Origin of the sequence: Exiguobacterium sp. MMG028 (assembly GCF_027947425.1) — a bacterium.
Classification (GTDB): domain Bacteria; phylum Bacillota; class Bacilli; order Exiguobacteriales; family Exiguobacteriaceae; genus Exiguobacterium; species Exiguobacterium aestuarii_A.
On record NZ_JAQJIN010000002.1, the window covers coordinates 371964 to 394997 of the forward strand.

The following is a 23034-nucleotide window of genomic DNA, read 5'->3' on the forward strand; positions in this document are numbered from 1 at the left end:
TTAGGACTATTGGCTGTATAGGGATTCTTGCTCCGATGTCGTATACTTGTTGTGAATGAATGTACAAATGTTTGCGAGGAGGTAATTGGATGCACCGATTTCGAAGGGTAAGGCAAAAACGCTCCGCTCGTCAAAAACAGGAACGCCATACGTTCTCCATCGCTTCGATTGTAGAAGAAGTGCAGGATGCGATGTGTTATATCGATTTCTCGAAACACCGTCTCTATACGAATGATCTCCTTCATCACTGGTGCCCTTCGATGACGACCCAATCGTTCACCTCGATGGAAGCATTGACTCGATTTCTCTATACGACGTTCGAAGAGCATGGTGCCGACATGGCGCAAGTCACCTATTTGATCCAAGAATTGCTTGAGTGCGAGACAGAGAAATGGCCAAGCATGACGTCACGTCGAATTCAATTCGATGACCGAACGCTACACCTGATTTTCAATTTCACCCGGACACCGCGGGGCGTCTTCATCATGTGGCGTGATCAGACGGAAGCCGTTCGCTTTGAAGAACGAAAAGATGCATTTCTCGCTGAGTTGTCCCATGACTTCCGTACCCCGTTGACCGCAATTCATGGCTATACCGAATTGTTGATGGCGCGTCATGAAGGTTCCGAGAAGTCGTATCACATGTTGGAACAAGTGAAACAAGAGTCGGAGCGGCTCGAGCGACTCGTCGATAATTTTTTGGACTACCAAAAAGAAAACTATTCGGCCGAACAATTGAATGTATCAACGTTTGCGTTTCGTCCTCTGTTAGAGGAAGTTATGGAGAGTTATCAATCGACTTCGCCGCTTCATACGGTGACGTTTGAGGCGAATGACGTATGGATTCAAGCAGATGCAGAAAAATTGCGGCAATTGCTCCATAACTTGATCGGCAATGCCATCAAATATTCTCCAGACGGTGGGACGGTTCATACACAAGTCGAGGAATGTGACGGTACGGTGGTATTGTCTGTATCTGATACCGGCATCGGCATTCCGGAAGATGCGCTTCCGTATGTGTTTGATGAGTACTATCGCGTCGACTCGATTGCCCATCAATCGATTAAAGGTACAGGACTCGGTCTACGAATCTGCAAACGAATCGTTGAAGCCCATGGTTGGGTCATCCATGCGGATTCCGTTTACGGCGAGGGAACGACCTTCACCATCGAGCTTCATACCCGACACACATGTCCCTTGCCACGAACATCTTTACAAATCACGTCCGACTGATTCGTTTAGTCGGACGTTTTTTCATTTCGTGATGTAAAGCGATTCAATTTCGGGAATAGAGAAGTGATGAAGAGAGGAGGAACTCAAGATGAAACAACGTGGATACTTATCCATCCCGGTCGCCGTCGTGTTCGCCGTCGTGTTTGGTCTCACCCTCGATAACTGGTGGCTCGGGATTGGTATCGGCATCGCTATGTTCTTTGCGTTTCGAGGCACGAAGAAAAAAGCGTGAAGACGAAGTGAATTTTTGCACATCTCTGATTGACATTATTTTGAAGACTGCTACGGTTAATGTATAGACTATCGCAAAGGTCGTGAAGAAATGACGCTCACTGTCTTGTTACTGAACGCCTGTGTTGCGTTCACCGGATTTTATATCATCTCGAAGATTTATCACTCTTCACTATTCAATTCGCAACGTCTTCGCAGTTTCGTGATTGGATTATTGGCCGGGGCGCTCGGTCTCTTTTTAATGTACAACGCCGTCGAGGCCAACGATACGGTGCGTGTGGATTTACGCCATCTACCGCTCGTCTTACTCGCATTTTACGGCGCTCGGATGCCATTGTTTATTGCGACACTCGTCATTGCGAGCACGCGCTTCCTGTTCGGGATGACGGAACAAGCGTTCATCGCCTTTATCGCGACGTTCATCGTCAGTATCGGGATGCTATGGATTCATCGTCTCCTTCGCGAACGACTTTTCATGCAAAGTATCTTCTTAAACGTATGGGCGCTATTCGTCATCTCGATTGCCGTCTACATCAACATGGGATGGAATACAGCATACGTGTCCCTCGTCTTGACCATTTGGATGGTCGGGATGCTCGTCGGTCTGCTGTCGAGTATACTCACGATCGACTTAGAGAAGACGACTCGACGTGCGCTCGAATATAAACGCTCTGCTGAACGAGATCATCTGACAGGTCTGTTCAATCGTCGCGTCTGGGACCGCTACACCGCCTCACTCGGTGAGGACGACCGCACGTACAACATCCTTGCGCTCGATATCGATCATTTCAAGCACGTGAACGATACATACGGTCACGGAAACGGTGACCTCGTCTTGCAACAGTTCGCTGATATCTTAAAGGTGGAGACTCGCGCACACGACACGGTCGCTCGGATTGGCGGCGAAGAGTTTGTCATCCTGATGTACGATTTGACGCCAGAGAAAGTGGATAAAGTGGCCAACCGGATTCGGGAACGGATTGCCGCTGAAACGTTCTACTTGAACGACTTTCCACCGATTCAAATCACGACGTCCGTCGGGGTCGCCCACGGTACCTCGCTTCCTATCAAACGGATGGTCGACCTCGCAGACTCGGCGCTCTATCAAGCAAAAAATGAAGGGCGCAACCAAGTCGTCGTCTCGACGGTTGCATCACCAGAACCGATCATGACATGAACGAACCCCGCTCCTTCATTGGAAGCGGGGTTTTTGTCTGTTTACTTTGCGAACCGTTCAACTTCATCCGTCATGATGGCTGCCACCGGTATCAAAGGAAGATCTTTCACGTCGTTGATCGTGTAAAGACGTGTCTCGAGCGGCGTCCGTCGCATCTCTTCCCATGCTTTTGAGCCGATAAACTCGGTCTGTGCGTGAATCGCCTCGGCTCGAATCGTTTCAGCGAACGAGACGGTGTCCGACTCTCCTGTTAGCGTCAACACGGCAAGGCGTGCGTGCGGTGCCACATCCCGCATCCGGACGAGCGTCTCCCGATTGAACGAGGAGAAGACGACGCGCCCCGTCATGTGAAACTCGTCGACGGCGAGCCAGGCGAGTCGTTCGATTCCCGGATACGCGTATTGATCTGTCTTCAATTCGATGTTCAGCGTGATGTCACTCCGTTCGATCAAGCCGAGCACTTCTTCTAACGTCGGGATTCGTTCATACCCGTCAATCTTCAATTGACGTAGCTCCTGAAGTGTCATGTCTTTCACCCACCCCGTCCCATCTGTCGTCCGATCGACCGTCTCGTCATGGATGACGATAAGCCGACCGTCTTTCGACAGTTGCACGTCGAGCTCAATCCCGTCCACATATGGGAGGGCCGCCTCGAACGCCGACAACGTATTTTCCGGGTAATTGGCGCTATACCCACGATGTGCGTAAATCAACATCTCACTGCCCCAAGGTGGAAGTCGTCTCTTCGGCCGCACGCTTCAATGCGTCTTCAACCGATACGCCTTGATACAAACTCTCCATCGCATTGACGACGCTCTGACGCGATTGTGGGAACGTCGAGATGAGTGCGCCTTGTGTCGCCGGTGACGCTTTCGTCTCACTCAGTTGATCGACCGTCACTTTGAGCTGTGGATATTTCGCCCACATCTCTTCGACAACGGGCTCGTTGTAAGCGTCAGGATTGATAGCAAAGTAACCTGTGTCGACATGCCACTGGGCTTGTGCTTCCGTTGAGGACACGTACTTCATGAACTCCCATGCACCTTCTTTCGTTTCTTCGGCGATGCCGTCACCCATCCAGAGTGATGCGCCACCGATGACGACGCCTTGACGGTCAGCTTCGTTCGGTACTGGTAAGTAAGAGGCACCGATCTCAAAGTCTGCGCTGTCCGCTACGGTACGGATACCGGCTGACGAGTCGAGATACATGGCGACTTTACCCGATTGGAACGCTGCACGCATATCGTCCCAGTTTTGACCGACGTTTAGGAACGTCTTCTCATCGTACATCTCTTTGATTAAGTTGAACGCATTCTGCCCTTCTTCCCCATCGAACACGGCTTTCGTCGGATCTCCACTGCGCCCGTTTTCGTTATCGACGTAAAGTCCACCTTGCGCGGCGACAAGCTGTTCGAAGAACCAACCATAGTTGAGCATCGTGAAGCCGGTCTGATCGTCCGTCGTCAACTTCTTCGCTGCCGCTTTCAACTCGTCATACGTGCGCGGCGCCTTCTCCGGGTCAAGTCCTGCCTCTTTAAATGCATCCTTATTATAGATAAGGACAGGTGTTGAAGAGTTGAACGGCATCGAGTATTGCTTGCCGTCCACTTGGTAATAGCTCAAGATGTTCTCTTCCCACACGCTCGTGTCAAAGCCCTCTTTGTCGATGAACTCTTGCACGGGTGTGATCTTGTTCGAATCAATCATGTATTTCGTCCCGACTTCGAACGTCTGCATGATGGCCGGCGCGTCTTCCGAACCGGCGACGGCATTGAACTTCGTGAGTGCTTCCTCATACGTTCCTTGGAAGATTGGTTTCACTTCATAGTCGTCTTGCGACGCGTTGAATGCGTCGACCTGCGTATTGAGCGCTGTCTCCAAGTCCCCGCTCATGGCGTGCCAAAAGACGACTTCTGTCTTCCCGTCTTCCGTTGTCGCCGCGACCGGCGCCGCTTCTTCACTGCCACATGCCCCGAGTAATAACACTGAACTTGCCAACCCTGCGAATAATCCAAACTTTTTCATTTTGTCATGTCCCCCTATTATTTGATTGCGCCTTGCGTCAATCCTTCTTGTAGATGTTTTTGTCCTGCGAATAACAATAAAAGTGTCGGAATGATGATTAAGACGACCGCTGCCATGACAACGCCCCAATCCGAGGCGACCTCGTTCGACTGCATCTGTTTGATTCCGATTTGGACCGTCCGCGCCTGTTCCGTGTTCGTAACGAGAAGCGGCCATAAGTACATATTCCAAGTTGTCAAAAAGCTATATACCGACAATGTGACGAGCGGTGTCTTCGATACGGGCAAGACAACGTTCCAGAAGAAGCGGAACCGACTGATCCCAGCGATTTGAGACGCCTCATACATCTCATATGGAATCGTCTTGAACTGTTGCCGGAGTAGAAACGTTCCGAATGCGAGTGCGAAGAACGGCACCGATAGACCCCAGACGGTGTTAAGCCATCCGAGTGACTGGATCGTTAAAAAGTTCGGCACCATCGTTGCTTCCCATGGGACCATCATCGTCGCGAGGAAGAGCATGAAGATGAGCCCTTTTCCTTTAAAGTCGATGAAGACGAATGCGAATGCCGCAAGACTCGACAAGACGACCTGCCCCATCATCACGAGGAGCGCGACAACCAGACTGTTCACCAAGTAGGTCATCATCGGGATTCGTTCGAACGCGGCGATATAGTTTTCAAATGACGGGTCGCGTGGGAGCAGATGCCCCTGAAGTACTTCCTTCCCGTCCATCAGACTGATTGAGAACGCATAGGCGATCGGGAACAGCATGACGATGGCGCTCAAGACGAGTAAGACATATACGCCTATATTCCGTAGTCTCATTGGTAATGCACCTTCCTTTCGACAAGTTTGAATTGGAGCCATGTCAATAGAAGGACGGCGATAAATAAGAGCACGGCTTGTGCACTGGCACTCCCGACGTTGTAGTTGATGAACGCATCTTTATAGATGGCATAGACGATGACGTTCGTCGCATTCGTCGGTCCGCCTTTCGTCAACAAGTCAATCTGTCCGAACGTCTGGAAGGCGTTGATGAGCGAGATGATGCCGACGAAGAAGAGCGTCGGGGACAACATCGGGATCGTGATTGCGCGTAACTGTGTCCAATAGCTCGTTCCGGCAATATCCGCACTCTCGTATAGCGTCCGGTCGATGTTCTGCAGACCGCCGAGGAGAATCAAAAACGTGAAGCCGATATTCATCCAGACGGTCGCGAGTGACACGGAAAGAAGCGCATATTGCGGATCGAGGAGCCACTGTACGCCGCTGGCACCGATTGCCTCGAGGAACCGGTTGAAAATGCCGATTGACGGGTTGTACATGAACATCCAAATGACCGACGAGGCGGCGACACTCATTCCCATCGTCGCCGAGAAGGCTGTTCGAAAGATGCCGATGCCCTTCAATTTCTCATTGGCAAGTAGCGCGAGCCCGAGTGCGATGAGAATCGTCAGTGGGACCGTCAAGAGGACGAATCCGACCGTCGCTTGAATGCTTTGCCAAAACGCCGCGCTCGTGAACAAGTTGCTGTAGTGACCGACGCCGACAAATTCGAGTGGCGTCCCTTGCGTGTCCGTCCGAAAGAAGCTCAAGTACATCGTCCGGAGGAGCGGATAGACGAGAAAGACACCAAACAAGATGATGGACGGGGACAAGTACAACAGCCCACTCGCCGCGTCCGACAGTCTCGTGCGGACTTTTTCTCTCGGTAAGGCGACCGTCATTGGAACACCTCCAACGCCTCAAACAGCTTCGGCTGTCGTGGCTCGATGCGCTGCCCGGTCGCGTCAAAGAGCGACATCTGTTTCGGTTCCACGTAACACGCCACTTTTTCTCCGACGGTGAGTGGCCATTGTCCTGGCCATTTCGCTAGCCATTCATTGCCACCGACATCGAACGCAAGGATCGTCTCGGTTCCGAGTACTTCGATGTTTTTCAGCTCCGCATAAAATGTCACATCTTCGTCTGCCGGTTTGATCTGTTCTGGACGTACGCCGAGCGTCGCTTCTGACACTTCTGTCAATGCGTTCGGATGGAACAGGCGGCCGTCCGCTGCCATCCACCCTCTCTCTTGTCGGGTGACTTCGACTAGGTTCATCGGGGGTGACCCGATGAACGAGGCGACGAACGTGTTCGCCGGTTTGTTATACAGGTCGAGCGGTTTCCCGACTTGTTGCACTTCCCCTTCATTGAGAAGCATGATCCGGTCCGCCATCGTCATCGCCTCGACTTGGTCGTGAGTGACGTAAATCATCGTCAGTCCAAGTTTTCGCTGCAACTGGCGAATCTCCGAGCGCATCTTCGCACGCAGTTTCGCGTCCAAGCTCGAGAGTGGCTCATCCATCAGGCAAATCGGCGCCTCCGTCACGATGGCTCGCGCCAACGCGACCCGTTGTCTCTGACCACCTGAGAGTTCACGCGGCTTCCTCTTCAAATAATCAGTGAGCCCGAGCGTCTCGGCCGCCTGGAGGCAACGCTCTCGTTGCTCTAGTTTCGTCAGCCCTTTCGTATGTAGCCCGAACGTGATATTTTTCTCGACCGTCATATGCGGATAAAGGGCGTAGTTTTGGAAGACCATCGACAAGTGACGTTCGCTCGGTTTCATCCCGTTTGCTGCTACTCCGTCGATGCGAAGCGTTCCACCGGTGATGGATTCGAGCCCTGCAATCATGCGAAGCATCGTACTCTTGCCGCAGCCGGATGGTCCGACGAGCGCAAAGAATTCTCCTGCTTCGATCGTCACGTCGATACCCCGAATGACTTCCGTCTCCCCGAATGATTTTGTCAGTTGTTGTAGTTGGATCGTTTTCATACCAATTCCTCCTTCTGACTTTGGACCTGCCAAAGTCGTTCGTCCCCGGTCGAAACCGCGAATGCCCCATGATCAAGGGCGCGATGCACATCGATTGGTTGACGAATCATGCCACCCGTCACAATCGGGAAAGAGACTTCCTGGGAAATCTTCTCGACGACACTCGGAATCAGACCGGGCATGAGTTCGATCGCGTCCGGTTGCTGCGCTTCAGCGAGTTTGAGCCCGCTCGTGACCGCGTCCGAATCGACGAGAAACAGTCGCTGAACTGTCAACATCCCTGCCCGCTTCGCATGCTGGAGCACCGATGCTTTCGTTGTGACAATCCCGTCGGCGCCGACGCGTTTGGCGAGATAATCGATGCCATCCCGGTCGAGGCTGATGCCATTGATTCGCTCGGCATGGAGGAAGACTGTTCGGTTCTCTCGCTTTAAATGCGTTACATAGCGGTCGAGTGTGCTGAGCGTTCCCATCATGAGGAAAGTCGTTGTCACATCCGTCTTTAAAAACGCTTCGATTTGTTTCGGACTCTTGATTGAGGCAATCATCTGTTCCTGTCCCATTCGTGCAATCGCTTCATTCACTTGGATCATCCTTTCTTAAAAAAAAGGACCAACAGAAACGACACGTCTTAGACGTACGGGCTTCTGTTGGTCTCTCAAAGGTTCTACCGGTTACTATTCACTTGGAGTGAGGGGGTCTCACAGCTCTTATCGTAGCGGATGATTGTAAAGCTACGATGAAGGAATCGCTAAGTTTCATGAAGGAAACGTAAAAAAACCGATTCACGGGGAATCGGCCAATGTCTGTTCGGCTTTCTCTAATATATCTGCTTTGACATCATCGTCTCGCCCTTGCCAATTGCGGACCATCATCTTCATCCGCTGGTTTTTTGAGAAACGCTCCTCGTGCCGATCGATGAAGCGCCAGTAGAGGGCGTTGAACGGACAAGCATCCTCTTCGGTCGTATGTTTCGGATTATATGGGCAATCTCCACAGTAATCACTCATCCGGTCGATATACTTCCCAGAGGCGACATATGGCTTCGTGGCGAGTTTCCCGCCGTCCGCATGGAGTGCCATCCCGAGCACGTTCGGTAAGACGACCCAGTCATAGGCATCGATATACATCTCATTGAACCAGTCGCTCGTCTGCTTCGGTGAGATTTCAAACAACGTCGCGTAGTTTCCGAGCACCATCAGCCTCTGGATGTGATGGTTGTGGGCATATGCCACGACCGGTTTTAGACTTTGATGCAGACAGTTCAAGTCCGTCTTTGCGTCCCAAAAGAAGGACGGTAAGTCGCGTTCATGCTTGAACGTGTTCACCTCTTCATAGCCTGGCATGACGGCGAGGTAGACGGCGCGCATATACTCCCGCCAACCGAGGATTTGGCGGACGAATCCTTCGACCGATGACAAAGGGGCGTCGGCCTGACAAGCAGCCTCGACGACTTCATGTGGCGTCAACAGACCGATGTTGATGGCAGCCGACAACAGGCTGTGTGACATCTCTGGTTCATCCGTCATCATCGCATCCTGATACGGACCGAACGTCTCGAGCCGCTCGTTCACGAATCGATTCAGTGCCCGTCTCGCCTCAATGTGTGTGACCGGCCAGTGAAACGGGGTCACCTCGCCCGGATGATCCGAGAATGTCGACTCGACTTTTTCGATGACGTCTTTTGTGATCACGTCGGGGCGGAAATGGATAGCGGACGGAAACGACAGTCCTTCTTTCGGCGGCTTTCGATTTTCCGCGTCAAACGACCACTTCCCGCCACGCGGCTTCCCTTCTTCAATTAAAACATCGAACCGTTTGCGCATCTGACGATAAAAACGATCCATCCGCCACGGTTCGTTTCCGAGCGTATCGGTCGCTTCTTCTTTCGATAAATAGAAGAGCGGGACATCCGTATGTTCGATAATCTTATGTTTCTTACCGAATTGCTTGAGCTTTTTAGTCATCGGTTCGTCCGTGACGGCGGTGACATGAATCTCGTCCGGCTCGTACTGTTTTAGGTGATTGTCCCATGCCTCCTGAAACGAATCCGCTTCATGGTAATCGACGGTGTACCCTTTGTCGCGCAACTCTTCCGCAAAGTGACGCATCGCCGAGAAAATGAGGACGAGTTTTTGCTTATGGTACGGACGCCACGTCGCGCGAGACGTCGCCTCAATCATGACGATGACGTCATCTTCTTTTATATGCTTCAACATCTCGAGTTCGTGTGAGAGTTGGTTGCCAAGTATCCAAAATGAACGCATGTTGTTGACTCCTTTGTTTCATCGATATGCTACAATCGAGCTACTCTTGAAATGAGGTGACAGTATGCTCCCACAAGTGTTCAAAAACTGGGTGGACAGTCAGTACGAAAACCCACGTGGTCCCGTCGGAAAATATATCGGGGAAAAGATGGTGCGCCAACACCGTATCGAAGTCGAGTGGACGATCGAACAGTTACATATGCATGCAAACGCCACCGTACTCGAACTCGGGTGTGGAGCCGGTGATGCGTTATCGACGATTCTTCAAAAGCGGGAGGATGTGAACGTGATCGGTCTCGATCGCTCGAAGACACTCATCGCTTCGGCCAAGAAACGTAATGCTGTCTCCATTCAAAGGAGACGAGCTCGCTTGATGGAAGGAGATTTTCATCAGTTAGCGATGACCGACGCATCCATCGATCACGTGTTCAGCATTCACACGCTTTATTTTTGGGAAGATGTCACGACCATCCTGTCTGAAATCGAACGCGTCTTGAAACCGAACGGTACATTCATCATCACGTACTGTGATGGAAAAGGCGATGTGCAATGGGACGGGATTGCCAAGATGATTCATGAGGAGTTCATCCCTAAAGCGACGAATCTCGGATTTCAGGGTGTATCGATACGTCGCGGTCCCGACTCGCGTGACTATCGTACGGTCGCAGTAATCGGTAGAAAGTCGGGGTAATCACTTATCCCCGACTCTTCCGTGTTAACGTCAATCCACCGAATCCACTAATCACGGCGATGTAAAACCCTAAATCGTAAAACCAGCCGGTATTGTTCACTTCATACACCCGATACGTGTCATTGAACAACCCTAAAATGAGTGAGATCGGTGCAATCCACCCGTGCCAGATTCCCCAGAAAAAACCTGCCGGGTCCGTCGTGTACGTCCCGTCGCCGGGCACACATCCACCGAGTAGCGTCACAAGCGTCAGCATAATGAGTATGATACCAAATCGTTTCATCTTTCATCCCTCCTGTTATGTGTATTCCCGTTTCTACAAAAAAAGCACTGACAAACGTCAGCGCCAAAGTTGGACCGTATTCGCAAACTCGATATCGGTCGCGAGTTCCCCGTCAAGCGCATGAAGGTCGAAGTCTTCTCCGTCGAGCCATTTTTGAAAATCGAAGATGACCGGGTCCCGGTCTCCGCCGAGAGCAAACCACGTCTCGAGCGTTTCTGGGAAATAGGCTGCTGTATGAATCGTACCTGCCCAGCTCTTGTACAGTTCCGAGAAAACTCCCTTGTCAGTGTCGTTCATGAGGCGGAACGCACTCTCCGCGTCTTGAATCAAATGTTGTACCACTTTGATTTCCATCATGCGACGCGTGGAATCGTCCAGGTGGTAGCGATTCTCGTGTTGTAGTAACTCGAAATGGTTCGTACATATATTGGATTCCCGCACTTGAATATCCCGAGGTGTCGCCTCAATCACGCGTGTCTTCGACGACTTGTCATGGACAACGTACGTGAAGGAACCACGATGCGGAATCTCTTTTAATAAGTCGACTGCTTCTTCCACGGTCGCGCACGTCTCGAGAATGATGCGTCCGATCATCTGGCAGACGAATCCGTCTCCCGGTCGACGTCGGTTAATAAAGTTGTACCCCATCGCAAGACCTTTTTCATTCATCCCGTCCATGCGGCCCGTGACACGAGAGACCGGTCCGATGACAGCGTAACCATCGTCGGGTTGAAAGACATTGTAGCGCCCGTCGTACGTCATCGGATGATAGTCATAGTTTCGGACGAGGAAGTTGTCCCCTGTCAGAATCGAACACCCACTGATTGGATTATTGACGCGGAAATGTCCGAAATGGAGCAACGTATCATTGAGAGACAGTTTGAGCTCGTCTTGAAGCCCAATCAACTCTTCCCAAATCTTCGGAGCCACTGCATCAAAAGCAGCCTTTGCCTCCGTCGCGTCAATCTCGAAACGGGGCACACGTAGTTTCCATTGGTCCGTCCGGTTTTCGAGCAGTTGACTGCGTTTTATATATTTTCCTTGAAATCGACCGAAGTCGTAATGACTTCCACGAAATTGTGTCAGTTCACTAGAGAATTGTTGCATGAAAAAACCTCCCTTGCGCCCATTATAGCGGACACAGGAGAGGTCTGTCTGAAGTGAGACTGCTTACAACTTGAACTGGCGACTCATCTGTTGCATCGATTCCGCTGTCGTCGACAAATCTTTGACGAGACGGTTCATCGTCTCACTTGTCGCCGACATCTGCTCCGTCGAAGCGGCCACTTCCTCGTTCCCGGCCGTGCTCTCTTCTGAGATGGAAGCAATCTCTGACAAGCCGTGCTGGATATGGTCTTGGTTCGTCTTCACCCGATCGAGCTGACTACGCATCGAGCCCGTCAGCTGTTGCATATGGCGGACACTTCGTTCAATTTCCGTGAAGGCGTGCTTCGTCGACTCGAGCGTTTTCTTCCCTTCCTCTGCCGCCGTCATACTTTCTGTGAACGTCTGGCCGAGGGCGATCGAATTTTGTTTGACGCTTCCGACAATCTCTGAGATCTCACTGACAGACTCGGCGACACTGTCAGATAGCTTCCGAATCTCCGAAGCGACGACCGCAAACCCTTTCCCGTGTTCACCCGCACGAGCCGCCTCGATCGCTGCGTTCAATGCGAGCAGGTTCGTCTGTTGTGAGATTTGGCGAATCATCGTGACGAGCTCCGTCACCTCGTCCGCCTGTTGCTCGAAATCACGGACTTGTCCTTGTGACGACTTCACCTGTTCATGGATATGTGTCATCTGGTCGACGGCACTCTCCATGTAGCGAAGCCCATCCATCGTCACCCGACTGACGACTTCTGCCTGTTCGCTCACTTGGTCTCCGTCTGACGTGGTTTGCTCGACGAGCGTCGAGAATTCGTTCATATGTCCATATAAGCGCATCGTCAATACACTTTGATTTTCAACACCGCTCGCAATCTCTTCCATCGTATAAGCGATTTGACGAGACGCATCATTCACTTCTTCCGAGATGCTCGAGACGTTTCCACTCTCGTCCTTGACCGTCTGCGCCGACGTTTGGATCCCAGAGATGAGGTCTTTCAACATATGGGTCATCTTATCCATTGATACCGTCAGACGCTTGATTTCATCATTCGATTTCAATTGAATCTTCTCTACATTTTTCGATGCCGTCGCCAAATCGCCTTCGGCAATCGAGGTCGCGACACGTTCTAACGCTTGAAGAGGACGTAACTTCCAGCCAAGGTACTGCCAGATGATGACGGCTGCGACGACAAGTAAGACGAGAAGACCAATAAGGATTGGTGGCAAACTCTCGGCTAACACATCACCCGTAATTGCCGCGACTTCTGTAGCTGCCTTATCAATTCCGAGGACCCCGATGACCTCGCTACCACGTTTGATTGGGACGAGCACTGTCACATACTTTCCGTATTCTGGATCATCAATGACGTCCGTTGTGACCGTGTCACCATTGAATGCATTCATCGCTCCTTCAACCGTCATCGCCGTAGTAGGTGTACCGATGTCTGCTGCATCCGCTTGACTCAATCCATCGATGATGATTTGGACTTCTTCGCCCTCGGTGGCAATCGTATACACATACATGGCCCCGATTTGTTGACGATATGTATCGAGATATTCTCGCAACTGTTCATACTGCTCATTTTTTGACGGATTTTTCATGAATGACGCATATGCATCCGCATCTAATGTCTCGCTAATCCGTTCTCCATCTTCAATCATCGTCGCATGCAATGTGCTGAGTACGGAATGCTTCGTACTAACATATTGCACGACCCCGAACAAGACGATGAGCAATGTGACGAAGGCTAACATCGCTGCTAAGATGCGTGTTTGTAACGACTGTGATTTCTGTTCCATCTCGATTTCCTCCATTCTATCCTTACTCTTTGTATCGGACAAAATTCATCAATCTCCACAAAAAAACAGACGATTTTCGACAAAATCGTCTGTTTCTATTCAATGTTTGTCGAATCGATGACTTCGAGTGGAATCGTCACTTCTGTATCGCCTTCCTCCACGAGATGGAAGAGTGGAAGTGTATCCGCTACGAAAAGATCGGGGTCGACGTCAGTCTGATATTCATACGTTCGAATGTCTTCTTCCCGCTCTGCAATCAGTTCGCCGAACGGAATCGCAATCCGTTCTCCATCGACCTCATAACTCATGACCGTCGTCGGGTCGAGGCGGCGATTTTCTAGCATGCGAATCGTGAAGAGCATCGTTGTATTGTTCGTCCGTTCGAGCGAAACGGCAATCGCATCGGATTGTCCCGCCCGCTTTTCAATCATCGCCTCATCCACGTTCTGTTCATAGACAATGTTCTCTTCGTTCGACTCTTCCGTCTGTAGTTGCTGACAGCCCACAATCGTCATTAAGCCAACTAGTAAAACAATTACTAAAGCACGCATCCCATTTCTCCTTACTTCAAGGCGAAAGTGAGTTCTGCTTCACAAGCAACTTCTCCATCGACTGTGGCCACGGCACGTCCTTTACCGATTGGTCCACGAATTTTCATGATTTCTACTTCAAGGCGAAGCTGATCACCCGGGACGACTTGACGTTTGAAACGACAGTTGTCAATCCCTGCGAAAAAGGCAAGCTTGCCTCGATTCGATTCGTCTTTCAATATTGCGAAAGCACCGACTTGTGCGAGTGCCTCGACAATCAAGACGCCTGGCATGACGTTATAGTCTGGGAAATGCCCGTTAAAGAACTCTTCGTTCGCCGTGACATTTTTTAATCCGACAGCACGCTTCTTTTCTTCGACTTCGATAATTCGATCAATTAACAGAAACGGGTATCTGTGTGGGATTACTTCTTTAATTTGCTCAATTGTATACATCCATCCACCGCCTTTAAGAGGTTAGCCAAAAATCGGTGATATGGCGCCACGTCTCGATGTCAAACACATCTTTCCAGTCGCCTCCGCCAATGACGCTATATCCAATGATTGCTCCAAGGGCGAGCATCGCGATTGCCAACACTAAAACGACGAGTACACGCAGTAAGATCGGGAATCGACGATGATTCGACAATCGTGATCGCTGCTTCTGCTTCGTCTCTTGTTCTGGTGAACCTTTTTGTTCTTCCGAACTCGTTTGTTCATCGTTCGCCACGTCCAACCATCCTTTCAGCTAAAATGATTATATCATATTAGTACCTGGTATTAAAATGCGTAAATTGCTACCTTTTTAGTGTACCCTATGCACAAATGTCGAACAAGCATCCTTCCCTGACAGAAGCTGAACGATTTTTTCCTTTCATCATAAATATGCTACGCTTATGCTATTCCATGTCAGGAGGTTTGTTTATGTTAAAAGAGTTTAAAAAATTCGCAATGCGCGGGAATGTCATCGATCTTGCCATCGCTGTCGTACTCGGTGCGGCGTTCACGGCCATCGTCAACTCGCTCGTCAACGATATCTTTATGCCGCTTCTCGGAATCATTATCGGAGGAATTGATTTTTCTAACTTAAAAGCGAGCGTACTCGGAGTGGACGTCTTATACGGGAACTTTATTCAACAAATTGTATCATTTATCTTGATTGCTTTTGCCCTCTTCCTGATCGTCAAGATCATCAATCGTCTACAACGTGAGAAGGAAGTCGAAGAGGCTGTTGCGCCAACTCCTACAAAAGAAGAACAATTGTTGACTGAGATTCGTGACCTATTGAAGGAACGTCCGTAACAAGCAAAAAACGCTTTGACGAATCGTCAAAGCGTTTTTTCGAGGACATGGCGAACCCTTTGGACAGCATTCGTCAGTAACGGGGCGGCTTCCCATATCGCTTCTTCTAGTGTCATGATGCGGGACACGATGGGAAAGACGGCGACAATCCCAGATTCCTCATGAGCGGTTAAGTCAGATTGCCCGGCGAACACGAGTGTCGGAACCCCATACGTGTGGGCAAGACGCGCCAACCCGTAAGGCGCTTTTCCCTCTAAACTTTGCGCATCAAACTTTCCCTCTCCCGTGATGAGCCAATCTGCACTTTTCACATGCTCTTCGAACCTTGACCAACGGACGACTTCTTCGATGCCACTCATATAGGTCGCCCCAAGTTGAAGAAGCGCGAATCCGATGCCACCTGCCGCACCAGCTCCGTCGAGTGACTTCATATCCTGATCGAAGTGACTCGCATAGTCGTCGAGTAACTGATCGTAGCGAACCACGTCGTCCGCCGCCAACCCTTTCTGGGGACCGAACACGTGCGCAGCACCTCGTTTTCCCGTCAACGGATTATGTACATCAGAAGCCATTCGCCACTCAACGTCTTTTACTCTCGGGTCGAGTCCTGACCAATCGATGGAAGCGACGTCTGCAAGTTGATGCGGAATCGAGGATAAATCTGCACCATTCGCATCTAGAAAACGAACACCTAGCGCCTCAAGCATCCCTTTCCCACCATCAATCGTCCCGCTCCCGCCAAGCCCGATGGTGATAACGCCCGCTCCCCGGTCTAGCGCATGAACAATTTGATGACCGACGCCGACTGAACTATAGCGCCATGGGTCGACGTGGGTGAGGAGCGTTAACCCTGTCGTTTCCGCCACTTCAATCACGGCGTGTTTCGTTAATGGTTCAAAACCAAATCGTGCGGGACGCTTCGTCCCATCCAAGCACGTAACGACCTCTTCCACCACGACCGCATCCTCATGCGTTGCGAGCCACGCATCAAGAAATCCTTCTCCTCCATCTGAAATTGGAATAGCGATGACGTCATGCCCCGGCAAGGCACGATGAACAGCTTGATTCGCTTCCATACTCGACAATGAACCTTTGAATGAATCCATGGCGACCACGATTCGCATCTCGTTGATCTCCCTCCCCATACTTATATAAAAACCGCCTCTCTCACGGAGAAGCGGTCATATTTTACGGACGTAATGCCGTGACAAGTCCCATCATTTGATCACTCATCGAAAGGGCGCGCGAGTTCATTTGGTAGGCACGTTGTGTGATGGTCATGTCGGTCATCTCTTTCGTCAAATCCACGTTTGACGACTCGAGTGTCCCTTCCATCAACAAATTCCCTAACGGACGATCGACTTCGGTCTCGAGGTCGGCTGCGAACACGTTATCACCGAGTGGGCGCAGTTCAGACGTATTCCGGACTTCTACGATATCGAGTCGTCCAAATTCCTGTTCGACACCGTTCACGCTCGCCACGACCACACCATCCTGACGAATCCGATGATTCGTCGCCTCGTTCGGCATCGTGATTGCATTACCGTCATCTCCAAGAAGTGGGTTTCCGTTCACATCGACGAGTGTCGTCTGATCACCGACAGACAGCTGCATGTTTCCGCTACGTGTCACACCGACACCGTTCGGCGTGTCCACGACGAAAAATTGACGGCTCGCCTTCAAGAAAACATCGAGACCACGATCTGTCATGCGTACCTGCCCGATATTGAATTGTTGGGTGATATCAGCGACGTGGCCGCCTACCCCGATGCGAATGCCGTTCGGCGTATCCCGACCGACTTCGAATTCTGGACGTGGTTGGTTATCATACGCTTGCGATAAGAGTGACGCGAAGTGCCCTTGTTGGCGTTTGAAGCCAACTGTATCGACGTTCGCGATGTTATGACCTGTCACATCCAGTTGACGCTGAAGTTGAGACAGGGAGTTGACCGAATTATAAATGGACTGCATGGTGTTCCTCCTTAACGAACGCGAGCGATTTCGATGGCTCGCTCGGCACTTTTATCATACGCTTGGACGACTTTTTGGTTCGCTTCAAATTGACGATACGTCATCATGAGATCGGCCATCGTCTGGTCGAGGTTGACGTTTGCTTCCTCGATGAAGCCCTGTAACACGTCAACTTGTGCCGGTGCAGGCGCGTCGCCTGTCACGCGCCAATCATTTCCGACTTGTTCAAGTGTCGTCAAATCATCAATCTGATAGGCACCGAGTGTCGCCACGTTTTGACCGAGCGACGTGATGACCCCGTCTTTCCCTACTTGAAATTCGCTCGATGGGAGCTGGATGCGTTCCCCTTCATCGGAAAGTACGTATCCACCGTCTGCTGAACGAAGGAATAACGCCTCATCAATCGAGAAGCGGCCATTCGTCGAGTATAACGTCTCGCCTGCCTGTTCAACCGCAAACATCGGTGCACCCGTAAAATCAGCAGGAGCCTTCAAATAAAGATCGGTTGGACTTCCTGATTCCGTGATACTCCCTGCTGAGAAGCGTGGCATCGTCTCTTGAAGGTAGACACCCATTGAAAGGGTGCCGACTTCCCCGTTCACACGTGACTTCCCATTATCGGGATTGCTCACTTGCGCGAGCAACATCTCTGGAAACGAGCGGACCACGCCGTCAGACGCCTTGAAGCCCGGTGTTCTCACATTGCCAAGGTTATTGCTTAAAATTTCTTGTTGGCGCTGAAGGGCATTCATCGCGCCTGCCGCTGTATATAATCCGCGTAGCATTGTCGTCTTCCTTTCGTCCTGTAACATGATTCACTCTTTATATCGTACCAAATGAGCGATGCATTCACCGTTTTTTCAAAAAAAGTTCATCCTATGATTTAGGATGAACGTTCTTCGCTTACATGATCGACCATCGGCAACTCAACAATCATCGTCGTCCCTTCTCCGATTTGAGAGCGGACGTCAATCGTGCCACCGTGTAGTTGGACGATTTCTTTACAGATGGATAATCCTAATCCGGTGCCACCAATGCGACGACTTGCTTCGGATTGTGACCGATAAAATTTATCGAAGATTCGACTTGCGTCTTCCTCGGAAAGCCCCAAACCTTCATCCGTGATGGCGATTTGAATCGTGTCTTCTTCACACGTCACATCGACACTCACATTTCCACCGTCCGGGGAATACTTGATGGCATTGTTCAGGATGTTCGAGAACACCTGTCGTAACTGAGCCGGGTCTCCTGCCACAAAGAGCGTTTCATCACAGTCGAAGTGGAAAAGATGGTTCTCCGTCGATCCTGCGTGAATCTCGAGTAAGTCAGATAGTAAGTCATTTAGACTCTCGACTTTAAACTCAGGCGTTCCCATACCCGCCTCCATTTTTTGAACGTCTAACAGATCGCTTACGAGACGCTCAAGACGTTTCGTCTCACTCGCAATCATCTCCAAGTAGCGCTCTCGTTTCGTCTCATCTAATTGACGACTCTTCAAGAGCTCGGAAAAGCCGAGAATCGATGTGAGCGGTGTCCGCAACTCATGCGATACGGTTGCGACGAGTTCCGTCTTCACTCGATTGATCTCTGTTTCCTGGGTAATATCTCGCGAGACGAAGATGACACCCACACGTTCATTCTGCAGGTCGATCGGTTCGGCATACATCCGAATCGTCTTCTGACCGTCTTGCATCGTGTACGTGAACGTCTCATCGAACATCCCTTCTTCTTTCGCCCGCTTCGTGAAACGGTTCAGTCCTTCTTTGTCATCAATCTGATTCATGAACATCGGGTAATACATCGTAATCGGATATAAACTCCCTCGTTCAGTTGTCGGGATCGGATGTTCATATAAATCAAAGAGCGCGCTGTTTCCGAATCGTTCATTCGTCTTGAGTTCCGTGTAGACGATTGAGTCGCGCATCGTGTGTAAGATTCGGGCGGTCTTTTCACGCTCTAGGTCGACTTGATCTTGTTGCGTCCGAAGCGATGTCGCCATCTCATTAAATGCCTTAGACAATTGACCGACCTCATTTTGTAGCGGCTTGATGGGGATGAGAGTCGCGCTCGGATTCGTCGCGAGTCGCTCACTGTTCGTCATGAGCGTCTGCAACTGATTCGTCAGTCGTAAAATATACGGTTGTAAGCCAACGAACAACAAGAAGAGTGCACCGAGTAAAATCAAGAGCCACATCCATTGGGCTTGCACCAACTGTTTCGAGAGTGCATCGCGTAATTCACTTTCTTGAAAGTCGAGATCTGCCCGATAGTCGGTAAAGACCGACTCCATATCGACGATACTTGCACTCATGTCCGCAGCGTTACTTGAGTTGAGCTTAAATCGCGTCTGAGTAGACGTCTCATTTTTCGGCATGAATTGCCCGACCGTACGCATCTGTAGGAACTCTTCATCCACTTCCCCTGCCTGCTTCGCAATCACATATTGTTCAAGCGCGGGCATGACGCGTGTCGTATAAATGGAAAAAAGGAGTCGCGCATCTTCCGCGAACTGCATTTCTTCCTCATTACTGGCCTGTGTTTCAAACCAGGTCGTTTGTTCATCGATATTCGTTTGAGCCTTACGTACTTCCTCTAACAGGGCGTTTTCCCCAAGGAGGACGTGACCGCGTAACTCATACTGCATCGATTGCCACGTTTCAAATAAATCTGTCGCCCGTGCACGTTGCTCACTGATTCGCTCCAATTGAACGGTCGTTTGTTGAATCGATTGTTGCGTATAAAAATAGGTCCCAACCGATGTAAGCGTCACTAAGGCAATCAATATATAAAAAATGGTCATCACTTGTCGACTAATGCGTTGTTCAATCCAACGTTTCATGGAATGCCTTCTTCCTTTACTCCTGGAATGCCTCATTTCGTACGGTGAATGACTTTTTCTGTTCAAACAAAAAAAGTTCGGGTACGATGATGAGACGGAGAGTCACTGCAAAAAATCCATTCACCTATTAGGAAGAATAACGTAGTGTCCTCACAAGAAACTCACAAAAAATGAAGGGAATGTGCGCATGACTCGTAATCGAATGACGTTTATCTTCATCCTTGTGATGTTGATTGGCGTCAGCCTCACTTTATTGATTCGACATCAGTCAATCAATCCAACCGTCACCGTAAAACAAGGTGAAGCCTCGCTTCTTTCTTCTTCGGTTGACGAAGAGATTCTGCGCCTCGATGGATCGTGGCGTTACGAATCCGGAATCGTCTCGGAAGTCGATCGACGTTCCTATCGAACCATCCCATTTACGACACCATACAAGGAATCCACATATGAAATCGACCTCTCGCTTCCAAAAGGAACGTATGCGTTACTCATTCCTTCATCACTATCCTCCTCTACGATTTTGATTGATGGAGCATCTGTTGACACAACACGTATCGGAAATAATCGTTCAGGTGAACAACCATCACTTCTATTACTTGACGATGAAATGAAAGAATTTCGATTGACGGTTCAACAGACACAACAAGCAGGGAATTCAGTGCCTATCGAAGAAAGTATATTGGTCGGCCCGTTACACCAGATTATGACGGCTCAAAATGCTTACTCGGGCTACGAATTTTTCATGTTGCTCATTTCTCTGCTGATTGCCATGTTCTATGCCATCGTCTACTTGTTCCATCGAAATGAACGACTGTATGGCTATGGGACAGCGTTCTTCTTGTTGACAAGCCTTTCTCTTATGTCTCGGGACGGGATGTGGATCACGGGAAGTGACAAGTTGACGTTAAGTTTGGCACTGTTAAGCATTATCATGTTGATCGAATTCGCGAGATGTTTGGAGCGTGTCTCGTTCGATCGGTTTTTAACGCTTGCGAGATATCCGCTTTATATATTGACCACTCTAGCCATCATCCTGCCACACTCCATTTACAGTGTGTTCGAATACTTCGTATGGATGATCGTCTTGTTCATTACGTTCTTTTGGGTCGGCTTGAACATCGGTTGGCTTCTTGAGAAGTACAAGACCATGAATACACTCGAATTGTTGACATTCACACTCGCCCAGCTTGTCGGATATATCGGCATCATGATGTCGACATTCATCGTGTCGCCCAACCAACAACTCTATGCCAACACGTTCACCATCATTTACTTCTTGTTAATGTTTTTATTGTTGCCGATTCACTTGTCTACGGACAAAAAGAAAAAGCAACAAGTCGAAGCTTTGGCCTCACAACATGAGATGTCATTCTTTAACGCTCAAATCAAACCACACTTCCTCTACAATACGTTCGGGAACGTGATTGCGCTATGCTATACGTCACCGCCCGACGCCGCTCGTCTGCTTAGTCATTTAAGTACGTACGTCCGTTTTATTTTCGAAAATGGTCGAACGGATCATGATATTTCCATTCGACAAGAAGTCGATATGATTGACTCCTATCTCGCCATCGAACAGACTCGGTTCCGGGATTCATTTGAGGTCGTGAAAGAAATCGATGACTCCCTTTTAAACTGCTCGATTCCACCACTGCTGATTCAGCCACTCGTTGAAAATGCAGTTCGTCATGGGCTTTATCGGCATCCAGGACAAAAGCGGATCACGCTTTCCATCCAAGAACAGGATGGGGCGATTGATATTCGTGTTCGTGATACAGGGAGCGGATTTGACACTGATCAGTCGAACGAATCATCCGGTATCGGAATCTGTAATATAAAACGCCGAATTGAACATCTTCCTGGTGCAACATTTGATTTAACCTCTACTCTAAATAGAGGTACTGCCATTCACTTACGATTACCCAAACAAGAAAGGACGAATCACGTAAATGCGTACGATTTTAATTGAAGATGAACATCATATTTTAGGGATGATGGAGCGAATTGTGAAAGAAGAGCCATCTCTTGAATGGGTCGGTTCATTCCAAAGTCCGACTCAAGCTCTCACGTTTATTCAAGAACATCCGGTCGACCTCGTCTTCTTAGATATCGAGATGCCTGAAATGACTGGCCTCGAACTCGCGACCTATTTGCCCGAACGGACGCAAGTCGTCTTTACGACCGCACATCAACAATATGCCGTCGAAGCGTTTAATCTGCATGCGACGCATTACTTGTTGAAACCGATCACGGAGCAAATGATTCACAGCGTCATTCCACGTATCGTTCAGCGCTATGAGGCAATCCAACAAAAAAATCCGCATCAATCTTGTCGTATTCAATTCCTTGATCGTTTTTCGGTTCGAACGCAGGATGGAAATCTTGTGAAATGGCCCACTCAAAAAACCGAGGAGTTATTCGCCTACCTGGTCTATCATCGCAAACAGGTCATCAACAAATGGGTGCTCGCGGAAACACTCTATCCGGACATCGATGAACCACAACGTGCCCTACACAATGTGTACAACGCCATCTATCGCTTGAAGAAGACGCTAGCAGAGCACGAACTAGATATTACGGTGAAGACAATCAATAATGGTTACTCCATCGAACTCGGTGAGTCCTGTATGTGTGATTACTATGAGTATTTAGATTCGACACGACCTTCTATTTCTAAGACAGAACTGAAGAATCGATTGTTTGTCGATAAAGACTATAAATGGCACTAAGAAAAAGCATCTCGCGCAAAAAGCGAGATGCTTT

General features: G+C 49.7%; 24 protein-coding genes. 7 read left to right on the plus strand and 17 right to left on the minus strand.

Features of this window, described 5'->3' with window-relative positions:
• Positions 1 to 89 precede the first annotated feature (89 nt).
• The 3 genes from PJK55_RS09040 to PJK55_RS09050 all read left to right on the plus strand — a co-directional run bounded on the left by PJK55_RS09040 (position 90) and on the right by PJK55_RS09050 (position 2640).
• Entirely contained in the window at positions 90 to 1232 is a 1143-nt protein-coding gene (locus tag PJK55_RS09040; protein WP_271305548.1) for a sensor histidine kinase, read from the plus strand.
• An 88-nt stretch (positions 1233 to 1320) separates the two neighbouring features.
• Positions 1321 to 1464 (plus strand): hypothetical protein, encoded by a 144-nt coding sequence (locus tag PJK55_RS09045; RefSeq protein WP_026825140.1) that lies wholly within the window; start codon positions 1321 to 1323, stop codon positions 1462 to 1464.
• Positions 1465 to 1554: 90 nt separating this feature from the next.
• Complete coding sequence (locus tag PJK55_RS09050) at positions 1555 to 2640, plus strand: GGDEF domain-containing protein (protein ID WP_271305549.1); 1086 nt, start codon at positions 1555 to 1557, stop codon at positions 2638 to 2640.
• Positions 2641 to 2681: 41 nt separating this feature from the next.
• Here PJK55_RS09050 and PJK55_RS09055 read toward each other — a convergent pair whose 3' ends face one another.
• The 7 genes from PJK55_RS09055 to PJK55_RS09085 all read right to left on the minus strand — a co-directional run bounded on the left by PJK55_RS09055 (position 2682) and on the right by PJK55_RS09085 (position 9749).
• Positions 2682 to 3356, minus strand: coding sequence for a glycerophosphodiester phosphodiesterase (locus PJK55_RS09055; RefSeq protein ID WP_271305550.1), 675 nt, complete (start codon positions 3354 to 3356; stop codon positions 2682 to 2684).
• Position 3357: 1 nt separating this feature from the next.
• The gene (locus PJK55_RS09060; protein ID WP_271305551.1) at positions 3358 to 4665 is read right to left on the minus strand and encodes an ABC transporter substrate-binding protein; all 1308 of its coding nucleotides are present in this window, start codon (positions 4663 to 4665) and stop codon (positions 3358 to 3360) included.
• A 17-nt stretch (positions 4666 to 4682) separates the two neighbouring features.
• The gene (locus PJK55_RS09065) at positions 4683 to 5492 is read right to left on the minus strand and encodes a carbohydrate ABC transporter permease (protein ID WP_271305552.1); all 810 of its coding nucleotides are present in this window, start codon (positions 5490 to 5492) and stop codon (positions 4683 to 4685) included.
• The gene (locus tag PJK55_RS09070; RefSeq protein ID WP_074035942.1) at positions 5489 to 6394 is read right to left on the minus strand and encodes a carbohydrate ABC transporter permease; all 906 of its coding nucleotides are present in this window, start codon (positions 6392 to 6394) and stop codon (positions 5489 to 5491) included. The genes PJK55_RS09065 and PJK55_RS09070 overlap by 4 nt, the downstream gene beginning before the upstream one ends.
• Positions 6391 to 7482, minus strand: a complete 1092-nt coding sequence (locus PJK55_RS09075) for an ABC transporter ATP-binding protein (RefSeq protein ID WP_271305553.1) — start codon at positions 7480 to 7482, stop codon at positions 6391 to 6393. Before PJK55_RS09075 ends, PJK55_RS09070 begins: the two co-directional genes overlap by 4 nt.
• Positions 7479 to 8066: a glycerol-3-phosphate responsive antiterminator gene (locus PJK55_RS09080; RefSeq protein WP_442899501.1), complete on the minus strand. Its 588-nt coding sequence runs from the start codon at positions 8064 to 8066 to the stop codon at positions 7479 to 7481. The genes PJK55_RS09075 and PJK55_RS09080 overlap by 4 nt, the downstream gene beginning before the upstream one ends.
• A 201-nt stretch (positions 8067 to 8267) precedes the next feature.
• Positions 8268 to 9749, minus strand: a complete 1482-nt coding sequence (locus PJK55_RS09085; RefSeq protein ID WP_271305555.1) for a cryptochrome/photolyase family protein — start codon at positions 9747 to 9749, stop codon at positions 8268 to 8270.
• 64 nt (positions 9750 to 9813) lie between these two features.
• Between PJK55_RS09085 and PJK55_RS09090 the strand changes: the two genes are divergently transcribed.
• The gene (locus tag PJK55_RS09090; protein WP_271305556.1) at positions 9814 to 10440 is read left to right on the plus strand and encodes a class I SAM-dependent methyltransferase; all 627 of its coding nucleotides are present in this window, start codon (positions 9814 to 9816) and stop codon (positions 10438 to 10440) included.
• A gap of 4 nt (positions 10441 to 10444) precedes the next feature.
• Here PJK55_RS09090 and PJK55_RS09095 read toward each other — a convergent pair whose 3' ends face one another.
• From PJK55_RS09095 to PJK55_RS09120, 6 genes are all read right to left on the minus strand, one after another.
• Entirely contained in the window at positions 10445 to 10723 is a 279-nt protein-coding gene (locus tag PJK55_RS09095; protein ID WP_012727334.1) for a hypothetical protein, read from the minus strand.
• Between the two features lie 57 nt (positions 10724 to 10780).
• Entirely contained in the window at positions 10781 to 11830 is a 1050-nt protein-coding gene (locus PJK55_RS09100; RefSeq protein WP_214792976.1) for a C45 family autoproteolytic acyltransferase/hydolase, read from the minus strand.
• A 63-nt stretch (positions 11831 to 11893) separates the two neighbouring features.
• Positions 11894 to 13630 carry a methyl-accepting chemotaxis protein gene (locus tag PJK55_RS09105; RefSeq protein ID WP_271305557.1) on the minus strand — a complete coding sequence of 579 codons (1737 nt, stop codon included), beginning with the start codon at positions 13628 to 13630 and terminating at the stop codon, positions 11894 to 11896.
• Between the two features lie 95 nt (positions 13631 to 13725).
• Entirely contained in the window at positions 13726 to 14181 is a 456-nt protein-coding gene (locus PJK55_RS09110; RefSeq protein WP_271305558.1) for a hypothetical protein, read from the minus strand.
• A gap of 11 nt (positions 14182 to 14192) precedes the next feature.
• Positions 14193 to 14615, minus strand: a complete 423-nt coding sequence (gene fabZ, locus PJK55_RS09115; protein WP_271305559.1) for a 3-hydroxyacyl-ACP dehydratase FabZ — start codon at positions 14613 to 14615, stop codon at positions 14193 to 14195.
• A 13-nt stretch (positions 14616 to 14628) separates the two neighbouring features.
• Positions 14629 to 14889, minus strand: a complete 261-nt coding sequence (locus PJK55_RS09120) for a DNA-directed RNA polymerase subunit beta (RefSeq protein WP_214784769.1) — start codon at positions 14887 to 14889, stop codon at positions 14629 to 14631.
• Positions 14890 to 15083: 194 nt separating this feature from the next.
• On the opposite strand from PJK55_RS09120, the gene mscL reads away from it, so the two are divergent.
• Positions 15084 to 15461: a large conductance mechanosensitive channel protein MscL gene (gene mscL, locus PJK55_RS09125; protein ID WP_214784772.1), complete on the plus strand. Its 378-nt coding sequence runs from the start codon at positions 15084 to 15086 to the stop codon at positions 15459 to 15461.
• Between the two features lie 26 nt (positions 15462 to 15487).
• On the opposite strand, the gene PJK55_RS09130 is transcribed toward mscL, so the two are convergent.
• The 4 genes from PJK55_RS09130 to PJK55_RS09145 form a co-directional block, all read right to left on the minus strand.
• Positions 15488 to 16585: a glycerate kinase family protein gene (locus PJK55_RS09130; protein WP_271305560.1), complete on the minus strand. Its 1098-nt coding sequence runs from the start codon at positions 16583 to 16585 to the stop codon at positions 15488 to 15490.
• Between the two features lie 64 nt (positions 16586 to 16649).
• Positions 16650 to 17432, minus strand: coding sequence for a flagellar hook-basal body protein (locus tag PJK55_RS09135; RefSeq protein ID WP_271305561.1), 783 nt, complete (start codon positions 17430 to 17432; stop codon positions 16650 to 16652).
• An 11-nt stretch (positions 17433 to 17443) separates the two neighbouring features.
• Positions 17444 to 18217 (minus strand): flagellar hook-basal body protein, encoded by a 774-nt coding sequence (locus PJK55_RS09140; protein ID WP_214792958.1) that lies wholly within the window; start codon positions 18215 to 18217, stop codon positions 17444 to 17446.
• A gap of 98 nt (positions 18218 to 18315) precedes the next feature.
• Positions 18316 to 20271: a HAMP domain-containing sensor histidine kinase gene (locus PJK55_RS09145; protein WP_271305562.1), complete on the minus strand. Its 1956-nt coding sequence runs from the start codon at positions 20269 to 20271 to the stop codon at positions 18316 to 18318.
• A 187-nt stretch (positions 20272 to 20458) separates the two neighbouring features.
• On the opposite strand from PJK55_RS09145, the gene PJK55_RS09150 reads away from it, so the two are divergent.
• Both PJK55_RS09150 and PJK55_RS09155 read left to right on the plus strand, forming a co-directional pair.
• A complete protein-coding gene (locus PJK55_RS09150) occupies positions 20459 to 22240 on the plus strand; it encodes a sensor histidine kinase (RefSeq protein ID WP_271305563.1) in 1782 nt (593 codons plus the stop codon).
• Complete coding sequence (locus PJK55_RS09155) at positions 22221 to 23000, plus strand: response regulator (RefSeq protein ID WP_271305564.1); 780 nt, start codon at positions 22221 to 22223, stop codon at positions 22998 to 23000. The genes PJK55_RS09150 and PJK55_RS09155 overlap by 20 nt, the downstream gene beginning before the upstream one ends.
• The last annotated feature ends 34 nt before the right edge of the window (positions 23001 to 23034 follow it).